Source organism: Pseudomonas sp. NMS19W, from assembly GCF_051554255.1.
GTDB classification, from domain to species: domain Bacteria; phylum Pseudomonadota; class Gammaproteobacteria; order Pseudomonadales; family Pseudomonadaceae; genus Aquipseudomonas; species Aquipseudomonas kribbensis.
On sequence record NZ_CP136718.1, the window covers coordinates 4594574 to 4620775 of the forward strand.

The 26202-nt window shown below is 61.0% G+C and carries 18 protein-coding genes and 1 riboswitch; of the genes, 3 read left to right on the plus strand and 15 right to left on the minus strand.

The window, feature by feature from the left end:
- Window positions 1-27: 27 nt before the first annotated feature.
- Window positions 28-2652, minus strand: a complete 2625-nt coding sequence (gene alaS / locus R1A29_RS20995; RefSeq protein WP_438299451.1) for an alanine--tRNA ligase — start codon at window positions 2650-2652, stop codon at window positions 28-30.
- A gap of 146 nt (window positions 2653-2798) precedes the next feature.
- Window positions 2799-3803 carry a low-specificity L-threonine aldolase gene (gene ltaE / locus R1A29_RS21000; RefSeq protein WP_438299452.1) on the minus strand — a complete coding sequence of 335 codons (1005 nt, stop codon included), beginning with the start codon at window positions 3801-3803 and terminating at the stop codon, window positions 2799-2801.
- 197 nt (window positions 3804-4000) lie between these two features.
- Window positions 4001-4173: riboswitch (FMN riboswitch) on the plus strand.
- A gap of 102 nt (window positions 4174-4275) precedes the next feature.
- Between ltaE and R1A29_RS21005 the strand changes: the two genes are divergently transcribed.
- Window positions 4276-4785, plus strand: a complete 510-nt coding sequence (locus R1A29_RS21005) for a 6,7-dimethyl-8-ribityllumazine synthase (RefSeq protein ID WP_039772077.1) — start codon at window positions 4276-4278, stop codon at window positions 4783-4785.
- Between the two features lie 45 nt (window positions 4786-4830).
- Here the strand turns inward: R1A29_RS21005 and astE are convergent, their stop codons facing one another.
- From astE to R1A29_RS21040, 7 genes are all read right to left on the minus strand, one after another.
- On the minus strand, window positions 4831-5841 hold the full coding sequence (gene astE, locus R1A29_RS21010) for a succinylglutamate desuccinylase (RefSeq protein WP_085730358.1): 1011 nt from the start codon (window positions 5839-5841) through the stop codon (window positions 4831-4833).
- A gap of 12 nt (window positions 5842-5853) precedes the next feature.
- The gene (locus tag R1A29_RS21015; RefSeq protein WP_011335531.1) at window positions 5854-6144 is read right to left on the minus strand and encodes a hypothetical protein; all 291 of its coding nucleotides are present in this window, start codon (window positions 6142-6144) and stop codon (window positions 5854-5856) included.
- A 60-nt stretch (window positions 6145-6204) separates the two neighbouring features.
- On the minus strand, window positions 6205-7551 hold the full coding sequence (gene astB, locus R1A29_RS21020; RefSeq protein ID WP_134827827.1) for an N-succinylarginine dihydrolase: 1347 nt from the start codon (window positions 7549-7551) through the stop codon (window positions 6205-6207).
- A gap of 73 nt (window positions 7552-7624) precedes the next feature.
- Window positions 7625-9094 (minus strand): succinylglutamate-semialdehyde dehydrogenase, encoded by a 1470-nt coding sequence (gene astD, locus R1A29_RS21025; RefSeq protein ID WP_164872184.1) that lies wholly within the window; start codon window positions 9092-9094, stop codon window positions 7625-7627.
- Window positions 9091-10116 carry an arginine N-succinyltransferase gene (gene astA / locus R1A29_RS21030; RefSeq protein ID WP_027612638.1) on the minus strand — a complete coding sequence of 342 codons (1026 nt, stop codon included), beginning with the start codon at window positions 10114-10116 and terminating at the stop codon, window positions 9091-9093. Before astA ends, astD begins: the two co-directional genes overlap by 4 nt.
- 51 nt (window positions 10117-10167) lie before the next feature.
- Window positions 10168-11187: an arginine/ornithine succinyltransferase subunit alpha gene (aruF, locus tag R1A29_RS21035; RefSeq protein ID WP_025112905.1), complete on the minus strand. Its 1020-nt coding sequence runs from the start codon at window positions 11185-11187 to the stop codon at window positions 10168-10170.
- Between the two features lie 131 nt (window positions 11188-11318).
- Window positions 11319-12539, minus strand: coding sequence for an aspartate aminotransferase family protein (locus R1A29_RS21040; protein WP_085709721.1), 1221 nt, complete (start codon window positions 12537-12539; stop codon window positions 11319-11321).
- A gap of 304 nt (window positions 12540-12843) precedes the next feature.
- On the opposite strand from R1A29_RS21040, the gene R1A29_RS21045 reads away from it, so the two are divergent.
- Entirely contained in the window at window positions 12844-19539 is a 6696-nt protein-coding gene (locus R1A29_RS21045; RefSeq protein WP_438299453.1) for a dermonecrotic toxin domain-containing protein, read from the plus strand.
- A gap of 257 nt (window positions 19540-19796) precedes the next feature.
- Complete coding sequence (locus R1A29_RS21050; RefSeq protein ID WP_438299454.1) at window positions 19797-20573, plus strand: hypothetical protein; 777 nt, start codon at window positions 19797-19799, stop codon at window positions 20571-20573.
- Between the two features lie 49 nt (window positions 20574-20622).
- Here R1A29_RS21050 and argR read toward each other — a convergent pair whose 3' ends face one another.
- From argR to R1A29_RS21080, 6 genes are all read right to left on the minus strand, one after another.
- A complete protein-coding gene (gene argR / locus R1A29_RS21055; protein ID WP_085709719.1) occupies window positions 20623-21603 on the minus strand; it encodes a transcriptional regulator ArgR in 981 nt (326 codons plus the stop codon).
- A 111-nt stretch (window positions 21604-21714) separates the two neighbouring features.
- On the minus strand, window positions 21715-22479 hold the full coding sequence (locus R1A29_RS21060) for an ABC transporter ATP-binding protein (protein WP_003227281.1): 765 nt from the start codon (window positions 22477-22479) through the stop codon (window positions 21715-21717).
- A gap of 23 nt (window positions 22480-22502) precedes the next feature.
- Window positions 22503-23615 carry a succinylglutamate desuccinylase/aspartoacylase family protein gene (locus tag R1A29_RS21065; RefSeq protein WP_438299455.1) on the minus strand — a complete coding sequence of 371 codons (1113 nt, stop codon included), beginning with the start codon at window positions 23613-23615 and terminating at the stop codon, window positions 22503-22505.
- Between the two features lies 1 nt (window position 23616).
- On the minus strand, window positions 23617-24315 hold the full coding sequence (locus tag R1A29_RS21070) for an ABC transporter permease (protein ID WP_248742494.1): 699 nt from the start codon (window positions 24313-24315) through the stop codon (window positions 23617-23619).
- Complete coding sequence (locus tag R1A29_RS21075) at window positions 24312-25001, minus strand: ABC transporter permease (protein WP_065261785.1); 690 nt, start codon at window positions 24999-25001, stop codon at window positions 24312-24314. The genes R1A29_RS21070 and R1A29_RS21075 overlap by 4 nt, the downstream gene beginning before the upstream one ends.
- Window positions 25002-25092: 91 nt before the next feature.
- Window positions 25093-25866: an ABC transporter substrate-binding protein gene (locus R1A29_RS21080; protein WP_065261786.1), complete on the minus strand. Its 774-nt coding sequence runs from the start codon at window positions 25864-25866 to the stop codon at window positions 25093-25095.
- Window positions 25867-26202: the final 336 nt, after the last annotated feature.

Below are 26202 nucleotides of genomic sequence, written 5' to 3' on the forward strand. Positions count from 1 at the left end.
ACTAGACTGCGGGCCCGACGGGCCGTCTTATAAACCCTGCTCGACGAATGGAACGGTCAGCGCCAATGCACCATCCAGAGCACCGGCATCAACACCGCCGCCCTGCGCCATGTCCGGACGACCACCGCCCTTCCCGCCCACTGCCGCAGCAGCCTGTTTCATCAAATCACCGGCTTTGAGTTGGCCAGTCAGGTCCTTGGTCACGCCTGCAACCAGTACGACCTTTTCCTCATGGACACTGCCGAGCAGGATCACTGCGCGACCGAGTTTGTTTTTCAGCTGATCGACCAGCGCCAGGAGCGCCTTGCCGTCCTGACCATCCAGACGCACGGCCAGAACCTTCACGCCTTTGACGTCCACAGCCGAAGCCGACAGATCATCGCCGGCGGCAGCAGCGGCCTTGGCCTGCAACTGCTCGAGCTGTTTCTCCAGTGCGCGGTTGCGTTCCAGTACGGCCGACAGCTTGTCGATCAGGTTTTCGCGGCTGCCCTTGACCAGGCTGGCCGCTTCCTTGAGTTGTTCTTCAGCAGCGTTCAAGTAAGCCAGCGCCGCAGCGCCGGTGACCGCTTCGATACGACGCACACCCGATGCCACACCGCCTTCGCTGATGATTTTCAGCAGACCGATGTCGCCGGTACGGTTGGCGTGGATACCGCCGCACAGCTCGACGGAGAAATCGCCGCCCATGCTCAGCACGCGCACGTTGTCGCCGTACTTCTCGCCGAACAGCGCCATGGCGCCTTTCTGCTTGGCGGTTTCGATGTCGGTTTCTTCGGTTTCAACGGCGGAGTTCTTGCGGATCTCGGCGTTGACGATGTCTTCCAGCGCCTTGATCTGCTCCGGCTTGATCGCTTCAAAGTGGCTGAAGTCGAAACGCAGGCGCTGACTGTCGACCAGCGAGCCTTTCTGTTGAACGTGATCGCCCAGCACTTTGCGCAATGCTGCGTGCAGCAAGTGAGTGGCCGAGTGGTTCAGCGAAGTGGCGTGACGCACGTCGGCTTCGACGTGAGCCTCTACCGGGGCGCCAACGATCAGGCTGCCCGACGCCAGAACGCCGTGGTGCAGGAATGCGCCGCCGGTCTTGGTGGTGTCGCGCACGTCGAAACGGCTGTTGCCGGCCTGCAGGTAACCGCAATCGCCAACCTGGCCGCCGGATTCTGCGTAGAACGGCGTCTGGTTCAGAACCACAACGCCTTCCTGCCCTTCACTCAAGACGTCCACCGACTGGCCATCTTTATAAAGAGCAACGACTTTCGCCGAACCGCTGGTGGCGTGGTAGCCGGTGAATTCGGTATCGACATCAACCTTGACCAGGCTGTTGTAGTCCAGGCCGAAGGAGCTGGCGGAACGTGCACGGACGCGCTGGGCTTCCATTTCACGCTCGAAACCGGCTTCGTCGATGGTCAGGCTGCGTTCGCGAGCGATGTCCGCGGTCAGGTCCATCGGGAAACCGTAGGTATCGTAGAGCTTGAACACTACGTCGCCCGGAACCACGTCGCCTTTGAGCTCGGCCAGATCCTGCTCGAGGATCTTCAGGCCCTGCTCCAGGGTCTTGGCGAATTGCTCTTCTTCGGCTTTCAGTACGCGTTCGATGTGCGCCTGCTGGGATTTCAGCTCTGGGAAGGCTTCACCCATCTCGGCCACGAGTGCAGCAACGATCTGGTAGAAGAAGCTGCCCTTGGCGCCCAGCTTGTTGCCGTGACGGCAGGCGCGACGAATGATCCGGCGCAGCACGTAGCCACGGCCTTCGTTGGACGGCAGCACGCCATCGGCAATCAGGAAGCCGCACGAACGGATGTGGTCAGCCACGACTTTCAGGGACGCCTGGTTATCGTTGCTGCAACCGATGGCCTTGGCCGAAGCGGCCAACAGGCTCTGGAACAGATCGATTTCATAGTTCGAGTGAACGTGCTGCAGCACGGCACTGATCCGCTCCAGGCCCATGCCGGTGTCCACCGACGGCGCTGGCAGCGGGTGCAACACGCCATCGGCGGTGCGGTTGAACTGCATGAACACGTTGTTCCAGATTTCGATGTAACGGTCGCCGTCCTCTTCCGGTGAGCCCGGTGGGCCACCCCAGATGTCGGCGCCGTGATCGTAGAAAATCTCGGTGCAAGGACCGCACGGGCCGGTATCGCCCATGGTCCAGAAGTTGTCGGAGGCGTAAGGCGCGCCCTTGTTGTCGCCGATACGCACCATGCGCTCGGCCGGCACACCGACTTCCTTGGTCCAGATGTCGTAAGCCTCGTCATCGCTCGCGTAGACGGTGACCCACAGCTTTTCCTTCGGCAGGTTCAGCCACTTCTCGGAGGTCAGGAAGTTCCAGGCGTAGGTGATGGCGTCACGCTTGAAGTAATCGCCGAAGCTGAAGTTGCCCAGCATTTCGAAGAAGGTGTGGTGACGGGCGGTGTAACCGACGTTTTCCAGGTCGTTGTGCTTGCCGCCGGCGCGCACGCATTTCTGGCTGGAGACGGCGCGGGTGTACGCGCGCTTTTCCTGGCCCAGGAAGCAGTCCTTGAACTGGTTCATCCCCGCGTTGGTGAACAGCAGGGTTGGGTCGTTGCCCGGAATCAAAGAGCTGGAGGCTACACGGGTGTGGCCTTGCTCTTCGAAGAAGCGAAGGAAGGCTTCACGGATTTCTGCGCTTTTCATTAGGTTCTTCCACGGAGGCTGCGGCCAAAGGCCTGTACGAAACGTCAACAGACGAAACGACGGCAAAGGGCCGCATTATATCGGCCCTGCGCGCGGGGTACAGCGTGTTTATACGATAGAAACGGTCAATTGAGGGGCTAACGCTGTCACTTGCGCGAAAACTCGACGAATGTCGCGATCACTTGCTCGATTTGCGAGCGATTGACGTCCATGTGCGTGACCATCCGCAGACGGGCGGCAGCGCTCAGTTTGATCCCGCGCTCGGCGGCAAATGCCTTGATCGCTTCGGCACGGTCACCCATCTGCACATAAACCATGTTGGTCTGCACCGGTTCGACGCTGAAACCCGCCTCGCGCAGGCCTTCGGCCAGGAATTGCGCGTTGGCATGGTCATCCGCCAGACGCTCGACGTTGTGATCCAGCGCATATAAACCTGCCGCCGCCAGCAATCCGGCCTGACGCATGCCGCCGCCGACCATTTTGCGCAGGCGCCGTGCCTTGCCGATCAACTCGGCCGAACCGCAAAGCACCGACCCCACCGGCGCGCCGAGGCCTTTGGACAGGCACACCGACACCGAATCGAAGTGTTGCGTGATTTCCCGGGCATCAACCCCGAGCTTGACGGCGGCGTTGTACAGACGCGCACCGTCCAGATGCAACTGGAGGCCATTGTCCCGAGTGAACTGACGCGCCCGGGCCAGATACTCCATCGGTAACACCTTGCCCTGCATGGTGTTTTCCAGCGCCAGCAGGCGGGTGCGGGCGAAGTGGAAGTCGTCAGGCTTGATCGCCGCTGCCACCTGATCCAGGTCCAGCGAGCCATCGGCCTGCACCTCCAGCGGCTGCGGCTGGATCGAGCCGAGCACTGCTGCGCCGCCCCCCTCGTACTTATAGGTGTGCGCCTGTTGGCCGACGATGTACTCGTCACCGCGCTCGCAATGGGCCATCAAGCCCAGCAGGTTGCTCATGGTGCCGGTCGGGACGAACAGCGCGGCGGCAAAACCCAGCCGTTTTGCCAGTTCGGTTTCCAGACGATTGACCGTCGGATCTTCGCCATACACATCATCCCCGGTGGCCGCCGCGGTCATCGCGTCGAGCATGGCGGGAGTCGGTTGGGTGACGGTGTCGCTGCGAAGATCGATAACGCTCATGAACCTGGCCTCTGGTCAGCAGGGGAAATCCCTTTTCGTAGAGGAATTACTGCGGGCATGGCGCGGATTAATCAACCCTCGCGCAAGGAAAAGTCGTTTCCACGCTTCGAAAAATCCGATGGCAATCATCACAAAGGCGCAATGCACGGCCCGGCAATCTGTGTTAAAAACGCTGCGCCGCCCGATAAAGGGCGGCGAAACGTTCTCAGGGCGGGGTGCAATTCCCCACCGGCGGTAATTGCGCGCAATGCGCATAGCCCGCGAGCGCTTGGTGACGGACACGGCAGAAAATCGTGAACGGCGGCAAGGTCAGCAGACCCGGTGTGATTCCGGGGCCGACGGTCACAGTCCGGATGAAGAGAGAACGGGATTGACGCCAAAGGGCCGTCCGCCGTGTTCGCGCGAGCGTGCGTACCCTTGAATCCCTTTCGATTCATAACGCCCTGTTTTTCACACAAACAGGAGTCAGAACATGCAACCCACCGCTATCGACAGCAAAAGCAAACACCCTCACGGCGAGCGCGTCGCGTTCATCCAGGCCTGCTGGCACAAGGAAATCGTCGATCAGAGCCGTAAAGGCTTCCTCGCCGAAATGATCGCCCAGGGTTATCAGGAATCGGACATCGATTTCTTCGAAGTCGGCGGCGCCTTTGAAATGCCCCTGCACGCCAAGCTGTTGGCCAAGACCGGCCGTTACGCCGGCATCGTCGCGGCCGCACTAGTTGTGGACGGCGGCATCTACCGTCACGAATTCGTTGCCCAGTCGGTGGTCAGCGGCCTGATGCAGGTTCAGCTGGAAACCGAAGTGCCGGTGTTCTCGGTATCCCTGACCCCGCACCACTTCCATGCCGGCGAAGAACACCAGAAGTTCTTCTTCGAGCATTTCGTGCACAAAGGTCAGGAAGCGGCGAAGACTTGCGCGGATACGCTGCAGAAAGTGCGTGCATTGCGCCGCACCGAGCCGCGCGCTGTAGCGGTCTGATGCAATAACGATCTCCCCCGTGCGTCGCGCGGGGGAGACTCAGTGTCAGGCCAACTGCTCGTCAGTGGTCGGCACGATCAGAATGCCCGCCCGCAGGCCGTTCTTGACCTTGGGATTGGGGAAGATGATCCGCGCGCCCTGCTCTTCGATGATCCAGCGGGTATTGGCCAGGTCTTCGGCCAACACATAACCCACATCCAGCTCCGAAAAGTTTTCGATGTCCGCCGGCAGGTTCAGGCGGAACGAGTCGCTGTGCTTGATGATTTCCCGCGCCACGCTGAACAGTTGCAGACCGTCCAGGCCCTGCTCGGCCATCTCCGGCTCGGTGCCTTCGATGATCTGCTTCAGACGGGTTTCCAGCAGCGACACATTGACCCCGGCGTTCTGCCCGAACGGCCGCGCCTTGCCCAGCTCCAGCGTAAAGGACTCGGCACCGAGCTTGTCGTAGGTGTAGGAGCTGAAGACGATCGACGGTTTGTTCTGCAACAGCACCGCTTCCATGCCAGCGGCGCGCAGGCGGGCCAGTTCAAGGCGGGAATGCTGACGACCTTCCTTCCACGGATACAACGCGAACTGCTCGATCTTCGAACCGCGAATCGCCGTGTGCAGGTCGTAGTGCAGGCGCTGACGATCCGGCACGCTGAAGAAACTTGCGGCCAGGCGTTCCAGCTCGCAGGCGCGCAGGGCTTCGGAACCGCTGCTTTGTTCGTGACGGCCGTTGAACAGCCGATTGACGTCTTGTTCGATGAAGCGCTCGCCCTTGCGAATCGCTTCCGGATTGCCGAACAGGAACAGAATGCGTGCGCGCGGCTTCAAGTCGCCGCGGGCGATGTCATGCAGCAGCCGGTCGAGCAATTCGATCGGTGCCGTTTCGTTGCCGTGGATGCCTGCCGACAGCAGCAGGTCCAGGCCATTGTCGCGCGCTTCGGGTGGCCGGACTTCCAGCGCACCCTCGCTCAGCCAGCGCATGCGCACGCCTTCGACAGTCAGTTGAGTCTTCTCCGCCGGTTCGCGGCCGGCGAGGGTCAGTTCAAGCAGTTTGCCGAGGGCGAGCATAGAGCGGTTTCCTTAGTGGTCGTGGTTGCAATCCGGGCCGTGCACGTGACCGTCATCGTCGCCGAGGTCAGCCGGTTCCATCTCCAGTTGCAGACTTACCAGATTAGTCGCCAATGGGCGCAGCAACAGGTTGGCGTACTCTTCGTCGCCTTCTTCGACGTCCACGCCGATCAGCAGCTGGCCGCGGCCGTCCTGCTGGATCCACAGCTCTTTGCCTTGCCACATGACCGCGACGCGGGTGCAGGACGTTTGCAGTTGCGTGCCGTCGGTGTCTTCAAGGATCAGCTGCAGGGAATCGCTCATGTTTTACGCTCTCTTGGGGGAGATGGAACCGTGCGCCGCGACGAAGCGGCGCACCGGTCATCAATTGATCTGGAATGGATAAACCGCGCCCAGTTTAAGGATTTGCGTCAGTTCATCCAGTGCCGTCCGGCATTCAAGCAGCAATTGCGGGTCCGCCAGATCGCTTTCGCTCAGGCGGTCGCGGTAGTGCTTTTCAACCCATGCGGTCAACGAACCGTACAACGGGGCGGTCATGATAACCCCTGGGTTGACGGCCGCCAGCTCGGTTTCGTTGAGCGCGACGCGCAGTCGCAGGCACGCCGGGCCACCGCCGTTCTGCATGCTTTGCTTGAGATCGAAGACTTTCACCTCACGGATCAGGCCGCCGGAGCTGGTCAGGCCTTGCAGGTAATTCCACACGCGCTCGTTGCCACGGCACTCTTCCGGCACGATCAGCAACATCGAACCGTCAGGGCGCGACAGCAGCTGGCTGTTGAACAGGTAGGAACGCACCGCGTCGTCCACGGTAACCGCTGAGCGCGGCACGCAGACCGACTGGAACTTGCCGCCGACCTTGGCCAGTTTGGCTTGCAGTTCGGCCAGCATGTTCTCGGTGTCGAGGAACGCGTCCTCGTGATAGAACAGCACCTCGCCGTTGCCCACTGCGATCACGTCGTTGTGGAACACGCCCTGATCGATCACCGCCGGGTTCTGCTGCGCGTAGACCACGCCGTCGTCACGCAACCCGTGCAGACGGGCAACCGCTTGAGACGCTTCGAGAGTCTGGCGCGCCGGGTATTTTTGTGGCGCCGGATAGCGGGTATCGAACGCACTGCGACCGAACACGAAGAACTCGACACCGGCCTCACCATATTCACGGCAGAAACGCGTGTGGTTCGCTGCGCCTTCGTCGCCGAACTGTGCTACCGCCGGCAATGCGGCGTGGTGAGCGAAGTGCTGTTGATCAGCAAACATCGCACCCAGCACACGACTGGTGGTCGGGTGTTCGATGCTGCGGTGGTATTTGCAGTTCAGGTTGGCGGCCGTGAAGTGCACGCGACCGTCAGCGGTGTCGGCACTCGGGCTGACCGTGGCGGCATTGGCCACCCACATGCTCGACGCCGAGCAACTGGCGACCAGCAGCGGCATCGCTTCTTTCGCGGCGCGCTCGATCACCTGGGCGTCGGTGCCGCTGAAACCCAGACGGCGCAGAGCCGCCACATCCGGACGCTCCTGCGGTGCGAGAACGCCCTGCTGAAAGCCCATTTCCATCAGCGCTTTCATTTTCGCCAGGCCTTGCAGCGCCGCTTCCTTCGGGTTCGAGGACTGCTGGCTGTTGCTCTGGGACGCGACGTTGCCGTAGGACAGACCACCGTAGTTATGGGTCGGCCCCACTAGACCGTCAAAATTGACTTCAAAGGATTTCATCAGCGAGGCTCCACGAGAATCTGTTTTTATAGGCATCAAATAACAATCGAGTGCAATCGAGGTAGGACACCCCTCACGCCATCTTCACGCCAGGCGTCAGGGCCGCCGGCAATACCAGGCTCGGGGTTTCCAGCGAGGCCACCGGGTACGCGCAGTAATCCGCCGCGTAGTAGGCGCTGGCGCGGTGGTTGCCCGAAGCGCCGACACCGCCGAACGGCGCGCTGCTCGCAGCCCCCGTCAGTTGCTTGTTCCAGTTGACGATACCGGCGCGGCTTTCCAGCCAGAACTGCTGATAGCGCTCTTCGGAATCCGACAGCAAGCCGGCGGCCAGACCAAATGCGGTGTCGTTGGCTTCGGCAATCGCCGCCGCGAAATCGGCGTAGCGGATCACTTGCAGCAACGGGCCGAACAGTTCTTCGTCGGAGCGATCGGCAACCGCCGTCACATCAACGATGCCCGGGGTCAGCAGCGCCGACTGCGCCTGTGGCTGAGTCATTGCCAGCAGCGACACTGCACCATTGGCCAACAGATGCGCCTGGGCATCCATCAACGCTTTCGCCGCGCCGAGGGAAACCACTGAACCCATGAACGGCGCCGGCTGCTGATCGAACGCGCCGACCTCGATGGTCGAACTGACTTCCACCAGACGCTTGAGCAGGCTGTCGCCCCACGCGCCTTCAGGCACCAGCAGACGACGGGCGCAGGTGCAGCGCTGACCGGCGGAAATGAATGCCGACTGAATGATCGTGTACACCGCAGCGTCGAGGTCCGCGACCTGATCGACCACCAGCGGATTGTTGCCGCCCATTTCCAGCGCGAGGATCTTGTCCGGGCGCCCGGCGAATTGCTGGTGCAGGTGATTGCCGGTACGGCTGGAACCGGTGAAGAACAGACCGTCGATGCCTGGATTCGCCGCCAGAGCAATCCCGGTTTCCCGGGCGCCTTGCAGCAGGTTCAAGACACCAGCCGGAAGACCGGCTTCGATCCAGCACTTGACCGTCAGCTCGGCGACTTTCGGGGTCAGCTCGCTCGGTTTGAACAGCACGCTGTTACCGGCCAGCAGCGCCGGCACAATGTGGCCGTTCGGCAAATGGCCGGGGAAGTTGTAAGGGCCGAACACCGCCACCACGCCGTGGGGCTTGTGGCGCAACACGGCGGTGGCGTCGCCCAGCGGGCCGCTCTTCTCGCCGGTACGTTCGCGGTAGCTCTGCACCGAGATCGCGATCTTGTTGACCATGCTGGTGACTTCGGTCGCGGCTTCCCACAACGGTTTGCCGGTTTCCTCACCAATGGTGCGGGCCAGTTCGTCGGCGTGGTTTTTCAGCGCAGCGGCGAACGCTTCGAGCACGCTGATGCGGTCTTCGAGCGTGCGACGGGCCCAGCCCGGGAACGCCTGACGCGCAGCCTGCACGGCCGACTCGACCTGAGCGGCGGTGGCCCCCTCCCCCGACCACAGCACTTGCTGGGTCACCGGGTTCAGCGATTGAAAGGCCTCGCCCTGACCGGCCAGCCACTCACCTGCGATGTATAGCGAATTCATTATTTCGACTCCCGGGCAGCAGACAACGCCACGGCGCGAACCTGATCGCCAGCGTTGAGTTGAAGACGTTTGGCGGTCAACGGATCGACCACCAGCGTACCGGCGGCCAGACGGGCCGGCGCAGCCGTGATGCGGCAGTCTTCGCGTTTGCGGTTATGGATGATGAACGGCGTCGCGTCGTCGCCCGGCGTGCCGATGGCCAGCACCAGCGCCTCGCTGTCACGCACCGCGCGGATCTTGCTGGTCTCGCACTCGATGGCTGGACCGGCGTCGAAGATGTCGACGTAACCCTGGTAGCTGAAGCCTTCGCTCTTGAGCATCGCCAGCGCCGGCTCGGTGTCCGGGTGCACCTGGCCGATGACGTTGCGCGCGTCCGGCGACAGGAAGCAGGTGTACAGCGGGAATTTCGGCATCAGTTCGGCGATGAACGCCTTGTTGCCGACGCCGGTCAGGTAATCGGCCTGGCTGAATTCCATCTTGAAGAAGTGACGGCCCAGGCTTTCCCAGAACGGCGAACGGCCGGCTTCATCGGATACGCCGCGCATCTCGGCAATGATCTTGTTGCCGAACAACTCAGGGAACTCGGCGATGAACAGCATCCGCGCCTTGGACAGCATGCGACCGTTGAGGCCGGTGCGGTAATCAGCGTGCAGGAACAGCGAACACAGCTCGGAGTTGCCGGTCAGGTCGTTGGCCAGGAACAGCGTCGGGATTTCGCGATAGATGTTCAGCTCCTGCGAGGCGCTGACGGTCAGGCCGACACGGAAGTTGTACCACGGCTCACGCAGACCGACGGCACCGGCGATGGCGGAAATCCCCACCACGCGACCGTTGTCGTCTTCGAGCACGAACAGGTAGTCCGCGTCGCCACGGCCGGCTTCACCGCGAAAGGTCTTCTCGGCCCAGCCGACCCGGTGGGTCAGGCGTTCTTCGTTGGCCGGCAAAGTGGTCAGGCCGGTGCCGGTGCTGCGGGCCAGGTCGATCAGAGCGGACAAATCGCTGCTGCGTACGGGACGAACAATCATGCTATCTCCTCAAACGGGCCGCCGTGGCCACCCGTGAAACTCGCTAAGGCGTTAAACCGCCACCAGGCGCACGCTGGCACCTTCACCGACGCCCAGGGCTTCGGCCGCTTCCAGATCCAGGGTCACCGGTTTGCCCGGTGCGTAATCCAGTTCCAGCAGTACCGCGCGGTAATCCTGCAACTGGGCATTGGCCACCAGATACTGGCGCCCGGCACCTTTGACCGGCTCACCGATCTTCACCGGCACCACTCGGCTCTGGGCGATCGAACGGATCCCCGAGACACGCGCATGCAGGGTCGGGCCGCCGTCGAAAATGTCGATGTAGTGATCGGTCTCGAAGCCTTCGCGCATCAGGATGTCGAAGGTGATCTGCGCACGCGGGTGCACCTGGCCCATCGCTTCCTGAGCGGAGTCCGGCAGCAGCGGCACGTAGATCGGGTAATGCGGCATCAGTTCGGCGAGGAACGTGCGGCTTTTCAGGCCACACAGACGCTCGGCCTCGGCGTAGTTCAGGTCGAAGAAGTTGCGACCGATGGCGTCCCAGAATGGCGAGTCGCCGTTTTCATCGCTGTAACCGACGATCTCGGTCACCACCGAATCGGCGAAACGCTCCGGATGGCTGGCGACAAACAGAAGACGGCCACGGGAGTTGAGTTCGGCCCAAGGCGACCCCACCAGCTCGCGCTGCACGTAGAAACTGGTCAGCAAGCTGTTGCCGGTCAGGTCGTGGCACTGCGAGAGCACGTGAATCTTGTTGTGGATCTTCAGCTCGCGGGAAGCGTGCACGAAGGTCTCGTTGCGAAAGCTGTAGAACGGCTCGGAATAACCGGCCGAAGCGACGATCGCCGAGCAGCCCACCAGTTTGCCGGTGGCGGTGTCTTCGAGGACGAAGAAGTAGCTCTCTTCACCGTTGAAGCTCACTTCGGCGGCAAACGAGGCTTCGCTCGCGGCGATCTTGTCGCTCAGGCGTTCAACGTCATCCGGCAAGGAAGTGACACCAATCGGGCTGTCCGCAGCCAGACGCTGTACCTCGCCCAGATCAGCCATTTGCGCGGGGCGCATCACCAGCATGGTGTCACTCCTTTCTCTACTTCAGGTCGGCGAAAGCGCCGACTCGGGAAAAAAATGCCGGGCAGGCCCGGCACAGGAAATTTGTCCCGGCGCCTGTCGATGACGACAGGTGCCGGGCGGTCTTGCATGAATCAGGCTTGGGTCAGTTTCGCAGCAGCACGTTCGAAGCGATCCAGGCCGGCGTCGATGTCCGCGTCTTCAACCACCAGGCTCGGGGCGAAACGGATCACGTCCGGACCGGCCTGCAGAATCATCAGGCCTTCTTTTTCAGCGGCGTTGAAGATGTCCTTGGCCTTGCCTTTCCAGGCATCGCTCAGCACGCAACCGATCAGCAGACCGAGACCGCGCACCTGGGTGAACAGGCCGTACTTCTCGCCGATCTGTTGCAGACGGGTCTTGAACTTGTCGTGCTTGGCGTTGACGCCGTTCAGCACCTCAGGGGTGTTGATCACGTCGATCACCGCTTCAGCCACGGCGCACGCCAGCGGGTTGCCGCCGTACGTGGTGCCGTGAGTGCCGACGACCAGGTGCTTGGCCAGCGCTTCAGTGGTCAGCATCGCGGCGATCGGGAAACCGCCGCCCAGGCTCTTGGCGCTGGTCAGGATGTCCGGAACCACGCCGAAATGCTGGTAGGCGAACAGGTTGCCGGTACGGCCCATGCCGGTCTGCACTTCGTCGAACACCAGCAGCGCGTTGTTCGCGTCGCACAGTTCACGGGCGCCTTGCAGGTAAGCCAGCTCGGCCGGCAGCACGCCGCCCTCGCCCTGGATCGGTTCCAGAACGACCGCGCAAGTCTTGTCCGAAACAGCGGCTTTCAGTGCCGCCAGATCGTTGTACGGCACGTGGGTGATGCCGGTGATTTTCGGGCCGAAACCGTCGGAGTACTTCGACTGGCCACCGACGTTCACGGTGAACAGGGTGCGACCGTGGAAGCTGTTGAGCGCGGCGATGATTTCGTACTTCTCGGTGCCGAAACGGTCGAACGCGACACGACGGGCCAGCTTGAAGGCGGCCTCGTTGGCTTCGGCGCCGGAGTTGCAGAAGAACACGCGCTCGGCAAAGGTGGCGTCGATCAGCTTGTGCGCCAGACGCAGGGCCGGCTCGTTGGTGAACACGTTGGACACGTGCCACAGCTTGTTCGCCTGCTCGGTCAAGGCACCGACCAGCGCCGGATGCGCATGGCCCAATACGTTGACGGCGATGCCGCCGGCAAAGTCGATCAGCTCGCGGCCGGCCTGATCCCAGACGCGGGAACCGGCGCCACGCACCGGAATGAAAGCGGCAGGCGCGTAGTTGGGAACCATAACCTGGTCGAAATCGGCGCGTTGTACCGCAGCGTGCTCAACGGACATCGGAGTCTCCTGATGAGGGCCACCCGCCTGAAACTGGCGAGCGATGGGGGGATTGTAAGGACAGTTTTGTGCCCGGCCTTGTCGCCAAGCGACAACTTCTTATAGCGCAAACCCCGGATTTTCCCGGGTTTACGGCAATGCGACATATAGCGTCGCAAAGGCGCAGTTTAAACCGTCGCCGACAATTGCAGCAGGCCCACGAGCATATCAATTGGCATGTGCCGGTCTGTCATACATATGTACCGCATCCACTGCCGAGATCTCTGGTTTGCTGACGGTTTCCCGACGTACATGGACAGACTCGATGCAGGCATCCACCGGACAAGTTGCAGCCCACGCAGCGCTCAATCCCCCTGAACACTACGAACCCCTCAGAAACGCTTTCCCGGAATGGCTCGGCAAAGCCTCGGCTGCACGCCGCCAGGCTCTGAAAAACAATCGCCGCACGCTCACCGACAACCTCAAGAAAGCACCAAAAACGCAGCATGCTGAATTGAGAGCCCTCATCGCTCAACGCATGAGCATGCAAAACACCATCGACCGGACGCTTGAGCATCTGCAGGACGCCGGCGCCTACGCCGAGCCAATCCTGACCCAGGCGCTGAAGAGCAGATTCAGTCTGGACGTGGATGTCAGGAACACATTCCTGCATCTCTACATCCCGGTGACAACGCCCGGATTTTCGATCACCACCGGTAGTCGTACCTGGACGGTATCGCTGCTCGATGCAGCGCTGCACAACTTCGAAGAAGACGAAACCGCAGTTGACGCCTACGCCAGCGAGTCCACCTTTATCACCCGTCCATCGCCGTCGGGCCAGTTCGAAACCCTGCCACAGTTAAAGGCGCTCATCAGCGTCGCGGCGTTCGCCCGACTGTGCCGGGAACTGGATATCGGCGCCCGCTACAAAACGTATCTTGAAGAAAACCTGGGTATCGGCGACCCCGTCGCCAGCGCGGCGCTGCATCTGCGCATCAACGCCAGTGAAAAGATCGCCATCCAGGTCGCCTTGCAGATGGCGCAAATGAATGGCGATGTCAGCGAGCTGTACGTGCGTCTGATCGGCGGCTTGCTCGACGATTTGCAAGGCATGCGAGTCAATGGCCAGGCGCTGCTTTGCCATGACCTGAGCATGATGTCGTCGAAGCTGACCGGCATCGTTCTTTTCGCGCCGGATCTGCAGCAGGCACGCACCCCGGTCAGGGTGGTGGCCTATGTGCCGGACGACCCCGAACATCCGCTCAAGGAATACGCCTCGACCGCAGACATGATGCGCGAGCTGACACGTCAGCTGCGCAACCCGGAGTATCAGAAATTCTTCAGCCGCTTCGTGGCCCATGACCAGCGCGGGTACTTTTTCGCCGACCTCGGGCAGCGCCTGAGTCGGGTGAAATGGCACCCTTCGGCACCCGGCAGCTCATTGCCCGCCTGGCGAGACACGCCCGTCGACAAGCCCAATCTGCAATTTTCCACCACGCCCATCGAGGGTCCGCTGCTGGATCAGCTTTATCAACGAAAGTTGAACAAGATCCTCAATGACGCGGCGACGATCGCTGTCCCGACCGCTACCGTCGACCGCAACGCCCGCTGGGCGACATGGGATGCCTTCAGCCGGATTGCCTTTTCGATTCTTGAAATCGCCTCGTTCGTGCTGATGCCCTTCGTGCCCTTTCTGGGCGAAATGATGATGGCGTACATGGCCTATCAGTTTCTCGACGAAGTGTTCGAAGGCATCGTCGACTGGGCCGAGGGGCTGAGCACAGAGGTTGCCGAGCACATGTTCGGCGCACTTGAATCACTGATCCAGCTCGGAGCCTTCGGCATCGGTGGTGCCATCGCCGTCGAGGAGCTGCCGAAAATCCTGCCTGCGGAGCTCATCGCACTGATCGACCGCTTCCAGCCCGTGAAATTGCGCAATGGCAAGACGCTGTACTGGAAACCGGATCTGCAGCCGTACGCACGTCAGGTTAAACCACCCAAGGGGTCCGGGCCCGACCCGCAAGGACTGCATTTGTACCAAGGGAAAAGGCTGCTCCCCATCGACCAAAGTCATTACGAAGTCAGCGCTCACGAGCATCCCGGAAAACTGTATATCGAGCATCCGACCCGCGCGGACACCTACCGCCCCATCGTGCGCCATAACGGCGATGGCGCCTTTTACACCGAGCTTGAACGACCGCTCGAGTGGGACACCACGACAGCATTGCAACGCATCGGCCATAGCGTCGAAGCGTTTTTCCCCGCCAAACGCGAACGGATCCTCAAGGTCAGCGGTTATCCGGAAGATGCACTGCGCAAAATGCACGTCAACCAGGAACGCCTGCCGCCGTTGCTGGCCGACAGCATCCAGCGCTTTCGGATCGATCAGGACCTGCAGGACTTCATTGACCGTATCGCCAGCGATAGACCCGAGGAATACCTGAATGCGGCTCCGCTGATCCAGCTCCAGCTTCTCAAGGAACAGAATCTGTGGCCGGCCAACAAAAGGCTGCGATTCATCAACGAGCAAGGTGAACTCGCATGGCAATCCACGACCGACCAATCGCTTCCTCTGACGGAGCTCCGCCAGGACAGCCTCGCCGAAGGTGACCTGCTCAAGACACTGATCCAGACCCTCGACGAACCGGAAATCAACACATTGCTGGGCGAGGGGTTCGGCGAGATGTACGCCCTCGATGCGCGCACCCGCAAACTCAGAGCCATGCTTGCACAGCTTGCCCGACAACAGCGCCCTTCACTTTTCGAGGCGCGCTATCAGGCGCTGCAACGGAGCGTTGATCCCTTGGCCAGGCATGTGGCTGTGCATGCACCGCAACTGCCCATCAGAATCACCGAAGAACTGCTGAGGACGGCGACCGGCTCAGAGCTGGTGGAGATCAGCCAGGGACGCTGGCCCGAACGGCAGCAGGCCCTGACAGATCAGGCCAGGCACGAGCTGCGCATTACCCGTGCCTACGAGGGGCTTGAACTGGACTCGGTGCACAATCCCGATTCCGACACCCTCGCCCTGCACAGCCTTCAGCAATTGCCTGGCTGGCCAGCAGACGTACATCTTGAAGTCCGTGCCCAATCCCGTGAAGGCCAGCTACTCGACAGCACCGGCCCTGTCGACGCTCCCGTGCGGAAAGTGCTGGTCCTCAAACCCGATGGTCTCTGGCAGCCACACGACGAACAGGGACTGGAACTGCTGGGCCCCACCGACTTCTACACGGCTGTCCTGCAAGCCTTGCCGGACGCGCAACGACAAGCATTGAACCTGCAGATCGGCGATGGCGCAAAGCTCAGGCAAGCCATCCGCGACAATCCGCTCCCCCGCACCGAACTGCGGCTGGCGATCTTGCCCGCCCCTGCCCCGGCACCTGCCGTGGACGCCTTGCGATTGCTGGGTGCCGATGGTTACTCACGCAACGCACCGCCAGCCCTGCAAGCACCTCGCACGCTGGATAACCGGATCAGACAGATCTACCCGAGAATGTCCGAGACCGATCGGCTCGCCTTGGCCCGGCGTCTTGAAAACCACCCGGGTGGAGCAATCGCCGAGCTGTCCCGGCTTCAGCTTGAATATGCACAACTCGATAGCGACCTCAATCAATGGATATTCGACCTCCCGGATATCAACCCGGCAAACGGCACCCGAATATCGGATGACCAGCGGATGTCGGCCATCCGCGATCGCCAGATGTACGCCCACGCCCTGCGCAACTGTTGGCGCAGAGAGATGCGCGGTCTCAATGGTTACGAGATGCGCTTTTCGCAGCCGATCGTGGGCGATCTACCGGCCCTGACAGCGGACTTCGGCCACGTCGTCGAGCTGGAGCTGATCGGCAGTAACACGCCTGGCGCCGTGAATACCTTTCTCGAGCGCTTTCCGGGGCTGGTACGCCTGGATATGCTCGATTTCGACCTGCGCAATCTGCCGCAGCGCATGACGAACCTCCCGCAACTGCAACAGCTGACGCTGCAAAATTGCGGTGTCGTCCTGACACCCGGAAACCAGTCGCTGCTGTCGTCACTCAACGGGCTGACCGCACTGAATCTGGAGAACAACCCACTGAGGGTGACGTTCGATTTCAGCGTTTTGCCAAACCTGACTCACTTGAATCTTTCCAGCACTGGAATCTCCGAAGTCCCGCCGGGACTTCTGAACCATCCTCGCCTCATCAGCGCGTGGCTTACCGACAATCAGATCACCACGCTCCCCGATCCTTTTTTCCAGCAACCTGCCGCCTCTACCGCCGGATACGATTTTTTCGGCAATCCGCTTTCCAGTGCGACCCGGGAAAAAGTGAAGATCTATTACAACCGGACCGGCAGCGATCTGGGAGTTCGCCCCGAGCAAACGGAAATAAGCCGGACCAAAGCACTGTTTACCGATCTTAACGACCGTCAGGCCAGCGAACTGATCTACAGCCTGCCGGGCTCACTGGCGCAAGGCCGACTTCAACTGGAGCGATGGGAAAGTGAAATCACCCGGCTGACCGCCGACCTAGCGACATGGGCGCGGAACACGCCGAATCGCAATCCGTCCACAGGGGAGATGCTGACACCCCAGGAACATTCCAGTCAGTTTTACGAGCGGGAAATATTTGCCGGAAGGATTGAACGGCTATGGCGCCACCGCTCGACCGCACACCCGCTGACAAGAGCGGACGTATTCTCGGCGCAAGCCACGTTCATCGGCGACATGCCCGTGCTGACGGCAGATTTCAACCACATCACGACGCTATCCCTGAACGGAAACAAACAGATAAATGCCACCTCTGCCTTCCTCCAAAGCTTCCCCCGATTGAAGCGCCTGATCCTGCATGACTTTGCACTGGATCAACTGCCACAGACACTCAGCGCCTTGCCCATGCTTGAGACGTTGCTGCTCAAGAATTGCGGTGTGCGGCTCACTGGCGAGCTACAGATCGCACTGGCGTCCATGCGCGAACTTGAATCGCTCGAATTGCCGGATAACCCGCTGGACAACACACCCGATGTCGGCAGCCTGACCGAACTGACCTACCTCGATATCTCCCACACCGGCATCAGGCATGTGCCGGCCGGCCTGTCCGGGCACCCGAAACTGCGAACGGCCATCGTCAGCGACAACCGGATCAGCGAGCTGCCCGAAGCCTTGTTTGACATGCCCGCGCCGGCCAGCGAAGGGTTCGATTTCTCCGGCAATCCATTGACCGCCGATACTCGTGAAAGGATCAAACGTCATTCCCGGGAAACCGGTGTGGATTTCGCGGTACTCGCCGAGCAACCGGACATCGAAGCCACCCAGGCCCTGTTTCCCGCCCTGGATATCGAAGAGGCCAGCGATGTGTTCTATGGCTTACCCGGCGACCTGGAGCATGGGCGCGGTCAACTCAGGCACTGGAAAGCGGAATTCGAGCAACTCACCGCCGATCTGGCGCAATGGAAAATGGCGATCCCCCAGACGCATCCCGCCACTCAACGCCCCTTCACTACTTCGGAGTTCCTCGCGGAACACTCGGCAAGAGCAGCCTTTGTCGAACGACTGCAGGCACTGTGGCGTGTCCGATTACCGGAAAACCCCAGGCAACGGGGCGACTCTTTGGTCGCCAACCTGGCGTTCAGCGGGGAGCTGCCAAGGCTGACGACCGACTTCGGCCACATCCGCATCCTTTCACTCACGGGCAATGCAGCACTGAGCGACCTTGACGGGTTTCTTCAGCCTTTCTCCACTCTGCATCATTTGGAACTGCGGGATTTCAGTCTTGGGCAAAACCCGATATCAGCTTTGCACATTCCCTCTCTGGAACGTCTGACTCTGGAAAACTGCGGCTTGACGCTTACCCCACAAAGCCACGCGACCCTGTCATCACTTGACACCCTTCAGTACCTGAATCTGAACCGAAATCCACTGGGGCAATCGCCCAACCTCAAAACGCTACCGGCACTGCTTCAACTGCACATGGTCGACAGCGGCATTTCGAGCCTGCCCGACGACCTGTTCGACCATCCCCGTCTGCTCGCAGCTTTTTTCGATCGCAACCAGATCCGTGAACTGCCCGACATCCTCTTCGAAGTCGACGCCCGGCCGCCCAGACAGCTCAGCCTTGCCGACAACCCGCTCTCACCCGCCATGCTTGAGCGCATCAAGCGTTGTTACCGGCAGTTCAGGTTGAACTTTGGCGTTGCGATGCCTCGGGAAGACATCGAGCGAGTCCGCGAGCTGTTCCCGTCCCTGGACGATAATGACGCCAATCGAGTGCTGTATCTGCTGGAGGGAAACATCGATGACGGCCGGTTGCAGATCGAACGCTGGGAGGCCGAATTGCAGCAGCTGGAGCAAGATCTGGAACAGTGGGTAACCGATATTCCGGAACGCTATCCGGGCAGTGGCCTTGTACTGACCGAAAGCGACCGCGCCGCGGAGTTCGCCAGCCGTACGACATTTCGCCTGGAGCTGGAATCGTTCTGGCGCCTGAGGTCTGCGGAAAATCCGGAATCAAGAGCCGTAATCCTCAGCCTGGACCCGGGATTCATCGGTGAGCTGCCGGCCTTGAGCGCAGACTTCGCGCACGTCACGGCACTGTCGATCGTCGGCGATCACCAGTTACGGGTGGGCACGGAGTTCCTGCGCGGCTTCACCGGTCTCGATTCGCTTGAGCTGGGTAACCTGGCACTGTCAGAGATTCCGCAGGCGCTGACCGGAATGCCGGACCTGCGACAACTGGCTCTGAGTCACTGCAAAATCGTGCTGGATGACCAAGGTAGCGCCGCGCTGCATTCGCTGAAGCAACTGGTCCGGCTCGATCTCTACAGCAATCCCCTGGGCCGTTCGCCCGACGTCCGCAGGCTGCCGTCTCTGGAGTTTCTCGACCTTTCGAACACCGGAATTTCCAGTCTTCCTCCAGGTTTGCTGGAGGCACCAGGACTGGAAACGGTGATACTCAGTGGCAACCATCTCACCGAGCTCCCCCGGAACTCTTCGAGCTGCCCGCCTCTGTCACCAACGGCTTTGACTTCGGCAGCAATCCGCTGAACGCACCCACCCGGGAGCGCATCAAGACCTACTATCGCGAGACCGGGGAGAACCTCGGTGTACTGGCCGAACCGGCAGACATCGCACGCACCCGGACACTCTATCCGGCGCTGGACGATGAACAGGCCAGCACGCTCATCTATCAACTTGAAGGTTCACTGACCGATGGCCGCAGAGAACTGGCCCGCCGGGAAGCGGAACTCGGCCGGTTACTGGGCGAGCTGGCGACCTGGGAAAGCGATATACCGGACCATCGCTTGCCCGGTCAGCCACTCACGCTTGACGAACGCCTGACGGAGGAACAAAACAGAACGACATTCAGAGAAGCGCTGCTGTCCTGCTGGCGCAGAATACCCGTGGAAGGCTCGGACACCGGCGATCACACTTTCACTTTCCGGCTACCGATCCTGGGCGAACTGCCGACACTGAGCGTCGGCTTCGACCATGTTTCGGACCTGCATCTGGTCAACACCCGCGATGACTCGCCACGGATCGGGCGATTTCTCGAGGCATTCCCTCAGCTCGTCAGCGTCGACATCCAAGGCTATGAACTGACCGGTATCCCCGAGGCCATCTTCCGGATGAAGCGGCTCAACACACTGAGTCTGCCAGCGTGCGGCCTCACCCTGTCACCGCGGGACGTCGCAGGGCTGGCGAACCTGGACAACCTTGATCTGCTGCACCTGCATGACAATCCGCTCGGGCTGACACCTGACCTCAGCAATCTGCAAGGGCTTACCGATCTGGACCTGAGCACCACCGGCATTCGCGAAATCCCGAAGGGCGTTCTCGATAACTTCAACTGGATGGAGCTGGATCTGTCGGGCAATGAAATCCGTGAAATGCCGGACGAACTGATGGAGGTGCCTGCCTATGTTGCGGATCGCTACGACCTGCGCGGCAATCCCTTCTCCGCTCAGGCCATGCAGCGAATCCGGGCTTATTACCAGGAAACAGGCCTGACGCTGAACGTTGACGGGGTGCTCGAACATCCACCGGTGAGCGGTCGCCCCAGTGGCGAGATCGAGGATTAACAACACTTGAATCAACAGCGCCATGAAGCATGGCGCTGTGATTGGAGGATCAACCGCGCTCGGGCGGCACTGACGACAGTTCGAACGGACTGCTGCTGCGCCGTTGGTTGCGGTCTTCCCGTGGCGTGGCGCCGAAGAAGTTGCGATAGGCGCTGGAGAAATGCGGCCCCGAGGAGAAACCGCAGGACAGGCCGATCTGGATGATCGACTTGCTGGTCTGCATCAACATCTGCCGGGCCTTGTTCAGGCGCAGTTCCAGGTAGTACTGGCTCGGCACGCGGTTGAGGTATTGCTTGAAGATCCGCTCCAGCTGACGTCGGGACACGCACACATGCTGGGCGATTTCGTCGGTGGTCAGCGGCTCTTCGATGTTGGCTTCCATCAGCAGCACCGCTTGGGTGAGCTTCGGATGGCTGGAGCCGAGACGGTTCTGCAATGGAATGCGCTGACGCTCGCCGCCTTCGCGGATGCGTTCGACCACCAGTTCTTCCGAGACCGCACCGGCCAGTTCCGCACCGTGATCACGGGCCAGTACCGCCAGCAACAGATCGAGCACTGACATACCGCCGCACGCGGTCAGGCGATCGCGATCCCAGTCGAACAGATGGCTGGTGGCGATGACTTTCGGGAAGCGCTCGGCGAAATCGTCCTGCCAGCGCCAGTGCACCGCCGCGCGATAACCGTCGAGCAGACCGAGTTGCGCCAGCGGATACACGCCGGCCGACAGACCGCCGATCACGCAACCGGCGCGCACCAGTTGTTTCAGCGCGCTGCTGAGTGCCGGCGCCAACGTGGTCGGTGGCTCGTCAGCGAGCAGGAACAGTTTCTGGAAGTTTTCGAGCTTGCCGGCCCAGGGTTCGCCGGGCAGTTGCCATTCACCTTCGGTCGGTGCTTCGGCCTGCAGGAACGACAGCTCGTAAACCACGTCCGGATGCACACGCTGGGCAACACGCAAGGCCTCCTCTGCCAGCGCCAAAGTCAGAGCTTTAGTGCTGGGCCAAATCAGGAAACCAATTCGATGGGCAGTCATGGCGGGCGATCCGAAACGTAAACAGAGGGAAAAACCGAAATCGGCTGCAACCAAATTAGACCATCTGGCGCGCTGCGCAGCATGACCTAATTTGGTGCATAACGGGAGCGATTACTTGAGGCTGCCCGAGAGGAATTGTTGCAAACGTTCCGACTGCGGATTGACCAGCACTTCGCGCGGGTTGCCGCTTTCTTCCACGACGCCTTTGTGCAGGAACACCAGCTGGTTCGACACTTCACGGGCGAAGCCCATTTCGTGAGTCACCACCACCATGGTCCGGCCTTCCTGAGCGAGGGCCTGCATGACTTTCAGCACGTCGCCGACCAGTTCCGGGTCGAGGGCCGAAGTCGGTTCGTCGAACAGCATCACTTCCGGTTCCATCGCCAGCGCACGGGCGATTGCCACACGCTGCTGCTCGCCACCGGACATGTGCCCCGGGAACGCGTCTTTACGATGGGCCACGCCGACTTTGTTCAGGTAGTGCTCGGCTTTCTCGCGGGCTTCGGCCTTGGACACACCCAGCACGTGGACCGGCGCTTCCATGATGTTTTCCAGCGCGGTCATGTGCGACCACAGGTTGAAGTGCTGGAACACCATCGACAGGCGCGAACGCATGCGTTGCAGCTGTTTCGGATCAGCGGCTTTCAGCGCGCCGTCCTTGTTTGCCACCAGCTTCAACTCTTCGTTGTTGAGCAGGATCTTGCCCGCGTGCGGCTGCTCGAGCAGGTTGATGCAACGCAGGAAAGTACTTTTGCCGGAGCCACTGGAGCCGATGATGCTGATCACATCGCCGGCGGCCGCTTTCAGGGAAACGCCCTTGAGCACTTCGTGACTGCCATAGCGTTTATGCAGGTCTTGGACTTCAAGTTTGTACATGCGGTCGGTTCTCACAAAAACAGTCAGTCGTTGAGCAAAGGGCCGTCGCGCAGCGCATCGCGCCCCGCCACTTTGGCCAGCCAGAAACCGGGTTGGGCGTAACGCAGCCGCTCAATGGCAAACAGCACCCCGGACGTACCAGCACACACCGTGCTGACCCGATCCGACAGCGGATCGATCACTTCGAAAATCTTGTCACCGGCTTCAACCCATTCGCCGGGCTTGCGCAGAAAACTCACCACACCGGGATGCGGCGGCAGGAGCAATTCAGTGCCTTCAAACGGCATGCCTTCGCACGGTTCGCGCACGGCGCTTGGCCACTCGCCACGGATCAGGCCTTGTTCTGCGAGGAACGCCAGAATCCCCTCTGCCCAAGCCTCGGCTTGTGCAGGTGTGGTGTCGGCCTGACCACCCAGTTCAACGGTGGTTGCCAGACACGCCAGTGGAATCTGCGCGTCCGGGAACAGCCGCGACAGACGCAGCCACGGCAGCGAACAGGCTTCATCGAACGAGCTGCCGCCGGAATCTTCCGCCAGCAGGCCGACCTTCACATCCAGGTGCGCGGCGAGCGAACGCCACTGCGGCCAGTGCTGAGGCAAGGCGTACATGTGCAGCGCGGCTTCGCAGTCGCAATGCAGGTCCAGCACCACATCGGCAGTGGCGGCATGTTGCAGCAGGATGCGCTGCATGCCTTGCAACTGGCTGCTGGCCTCGGGCAACGCGGCCAGATGATCGGCCATTGCCTGACGAATTAGACGGATGTTGGCGTGCGGGTCATCACCGAGTTGTCCTTCCAGCTTGGCGGCCACCGGGGCACTGAGCTCGACGAAATCACGGTTGAAATTCTTGCCGCTGCCGGCCTCGAAACGCCCCTGATGGTTGCCTTGTAGCAACTGGCCAAGCCCCAGCGGGTTGGCCACAGGCACCAGTTCGATGACGCCGTTGAGCTGGCCTTTGGCTTCAAGTTCGCCGAGGCGTTTTTTCAGTTCCCAGGCAGTGCGCATGCCGGGCAGTTCGTCGGCGTGGAGGCTGGCCTGGATATAGGCCTTGCGCTCACCGCTACCGAAGCGAAATACCGAAATCCGGCGCTCGCTGCCCAGGTGGCTCCACGGCAGAACGTGGTCGATGCGTTCCATATCAGTGCTTCCTCGGGGCCAGGTAGCTCAGCCAGCGACGCTCGGCCAGCTTGAACAGGCGCACCAGAATGAAGGTCAGGCACAGGTAGAACACGCCGGCGGTGATGTACGCCTCGAACGGCAGGTAGAACTGCGCGTTGACAGTACGGGCCGCGCCGGTGATGTCGATCAGGGTCACGATGGACGCCAGACTGGTGGTCTGCAGCATCATGATCACTTCATTGCTGTACTGCGGCAGTGCCCGACGCAGGGCCGACGGCAGCAGGATGCGCTTGTACATCTTGACCCGCGACATGCCCATGGCCTTGGCCGCTTCGATCTCACCGTTCGGCGTGGCCTTCAGGCTGCCGGCGATGATTTCGGCGGTGTAGGCGCTGGTGTTGATCGCGAACGCCAGGCACGCACAGAACGTTGCGCTGGACAGCCACGGCCAGAGGAAGCTTTCACGCACGGCTTCGAACTGGGCCAGACCGTAGTAGATCAGGAACAGTTGAACCAGCATCGGCGTGCCGCGAATCACGTAGGTGTAGAGCCACGCCGCACCATTGACCACGGCGTTCTTGGAGACGCGCATCAGCCCCAGCGGCAACGCCGCCAGCAGACCGAAAAACAGCGACAGCGCGAGCAACTTGAGGGTGGTCAGCAGGCCGCCGAGGTACAGCGGCAGCGATTCCCAAATGACGTTGTAGTCGAAGATCATAGATCAGCCGCCCTTACGCCTACCGAGTAGCGCTTCTCAAGGTGACGCAGCGCCAGCAACGAGACGCTGGTGATTACCAGGTACATCGCCGCCACTGCGAGGAAGAAGGTGAAAGGCTCGCGGGTGGCGTCGGCCGCCTGCTTGGCCTTGAACATCATGTCTTGCAGACCGACCACGGAAATCAGCGCGGTGGCCTTGGTCAACACCAGCCAGTTGTTGGTGAAGCCCGGAATCGCCAGACGAATCATCTGCGGCACCAGCACCCGGAAAAACACCTGGAAGCTGCTCATGCCGTACGCCATGCCGGCTTCGGCCTGACCCTTGGGGATCGCCATGAACGCGCCACGGAAGGTTTCCGACAGGTACGCACCGAAGATGAAACCGAGGGTGCCGATACCGGCGGCCAGCGGATTCAGGTCGATGTACTCGTCATAGCCGAGCATCGGGGCGACGCGGTTGAGCAGGTCCTGACCGCCGTAGAAGATCAGCAGGATCAGCACCAGGTCGGGAATCCCGCGGATCACCGTGGAATACAGATCGCCCAGCCAGGCCAGCCAGCGCACCGGCGACAGGCGCAATGCGACACCGATCAGCCCGAGAACGATGGCCAGGGCCATGGACGACAAGGCGAGCTGAAGCGTCAGCCAAGCGCCATCGAGGATGACAGCCCCGTAGCCTTTCAACATGATTCAGGTCCTCGAAAGTTGGGATGAAAAAATGGCGCAAACCGCAGAGATCCTGTTGCTTGCGCCATTTCGGACGGGTCGAGCGACGTCTTTACTTGCCGTAAATGTCGAAGTCGAAGTACTTGTCCTGGATTTGCTTGTACTTGCCGTTTTCGCGGATGGCCGCGATGGCAGTATTGATCTTGTCTTTCAGGGCGTCGCCCTTGCGTACCGCGATGCCTACGCCGTCGCCGAAGTATTTTTCATCGGTGAACTGCGGGCCGACGAACGCAAAGCCTTTGCCGGCGTCGGTTTTCAGGAAGCCGTCGTTCAGCAGGGTGGCGTCCGCCACGGTGCCGTCGAGGCGACCGGCGGCCACGTCGAGGTAGATTTCGTTCTGCGAGCCGTATGGCTTGATCTCGGCACCCAGCGGAGCCAGGACTTCACGGGCGAAGCGCTCGTGGATCGAACCACGCTGCACGCCGATATTCTTGCCCTTGAGCTCGGTCAGTTTGTCGCTGACCACGGTGCCTTCCTTCATGACCAGGCGGGCCGGGGTGTTGTAGTACTTGTTGGTGAAGTCCACGGACTTCTTGCGGTCTTCAGTGATCGACATGGACGAGAGGATCGCGTCGATCTTGCGCACTTTCAGTGCCGGGATCAGACCGTCGAACTCTTGCTCGACCCACTGGCACTTGACCTTCATTTCTTCGCACAGTGCGTTGCCGATGTCGTAGTCGAAACCGACGATGCTGCCGTCCGGGGCTTTGGATGCGAATGGAGGGTAAGCCGCTTCGATACCGATCTTCAGAGGCTTTTCATCGGCGAATGTCGGCAGGGACAGCACGGACAGTGCCAGGGCGCCAAGCAGCACAAGTTTCTTCATCTTGGGACTCCATCGGTAAAGGGCAAAAACGGCAGAGTGAGCGACAGCCCAATATGCGAATGGGTGGAACGAAAGCGGTTGCTGCGTGCGTGGGATATTTCCGAACAAACCCTGAAGGCTTCAACGCGAGCCACGACGAGCGAGTGATCGGCATTCTAACGACAGGCCCGAAGCCGATATTTCTTCAATGCGACAACTAATTACAGAAGCACCGAGAAACCCGCCTGAGCACATTGACAGCTCCGCAATTTCATGCAAGAGCGAAAGACAGTGAACCGATCTATGCTGCAAATTGCGGGCCTATTATTCGCAAACCCTTCTAATCCGGCAAGCGCG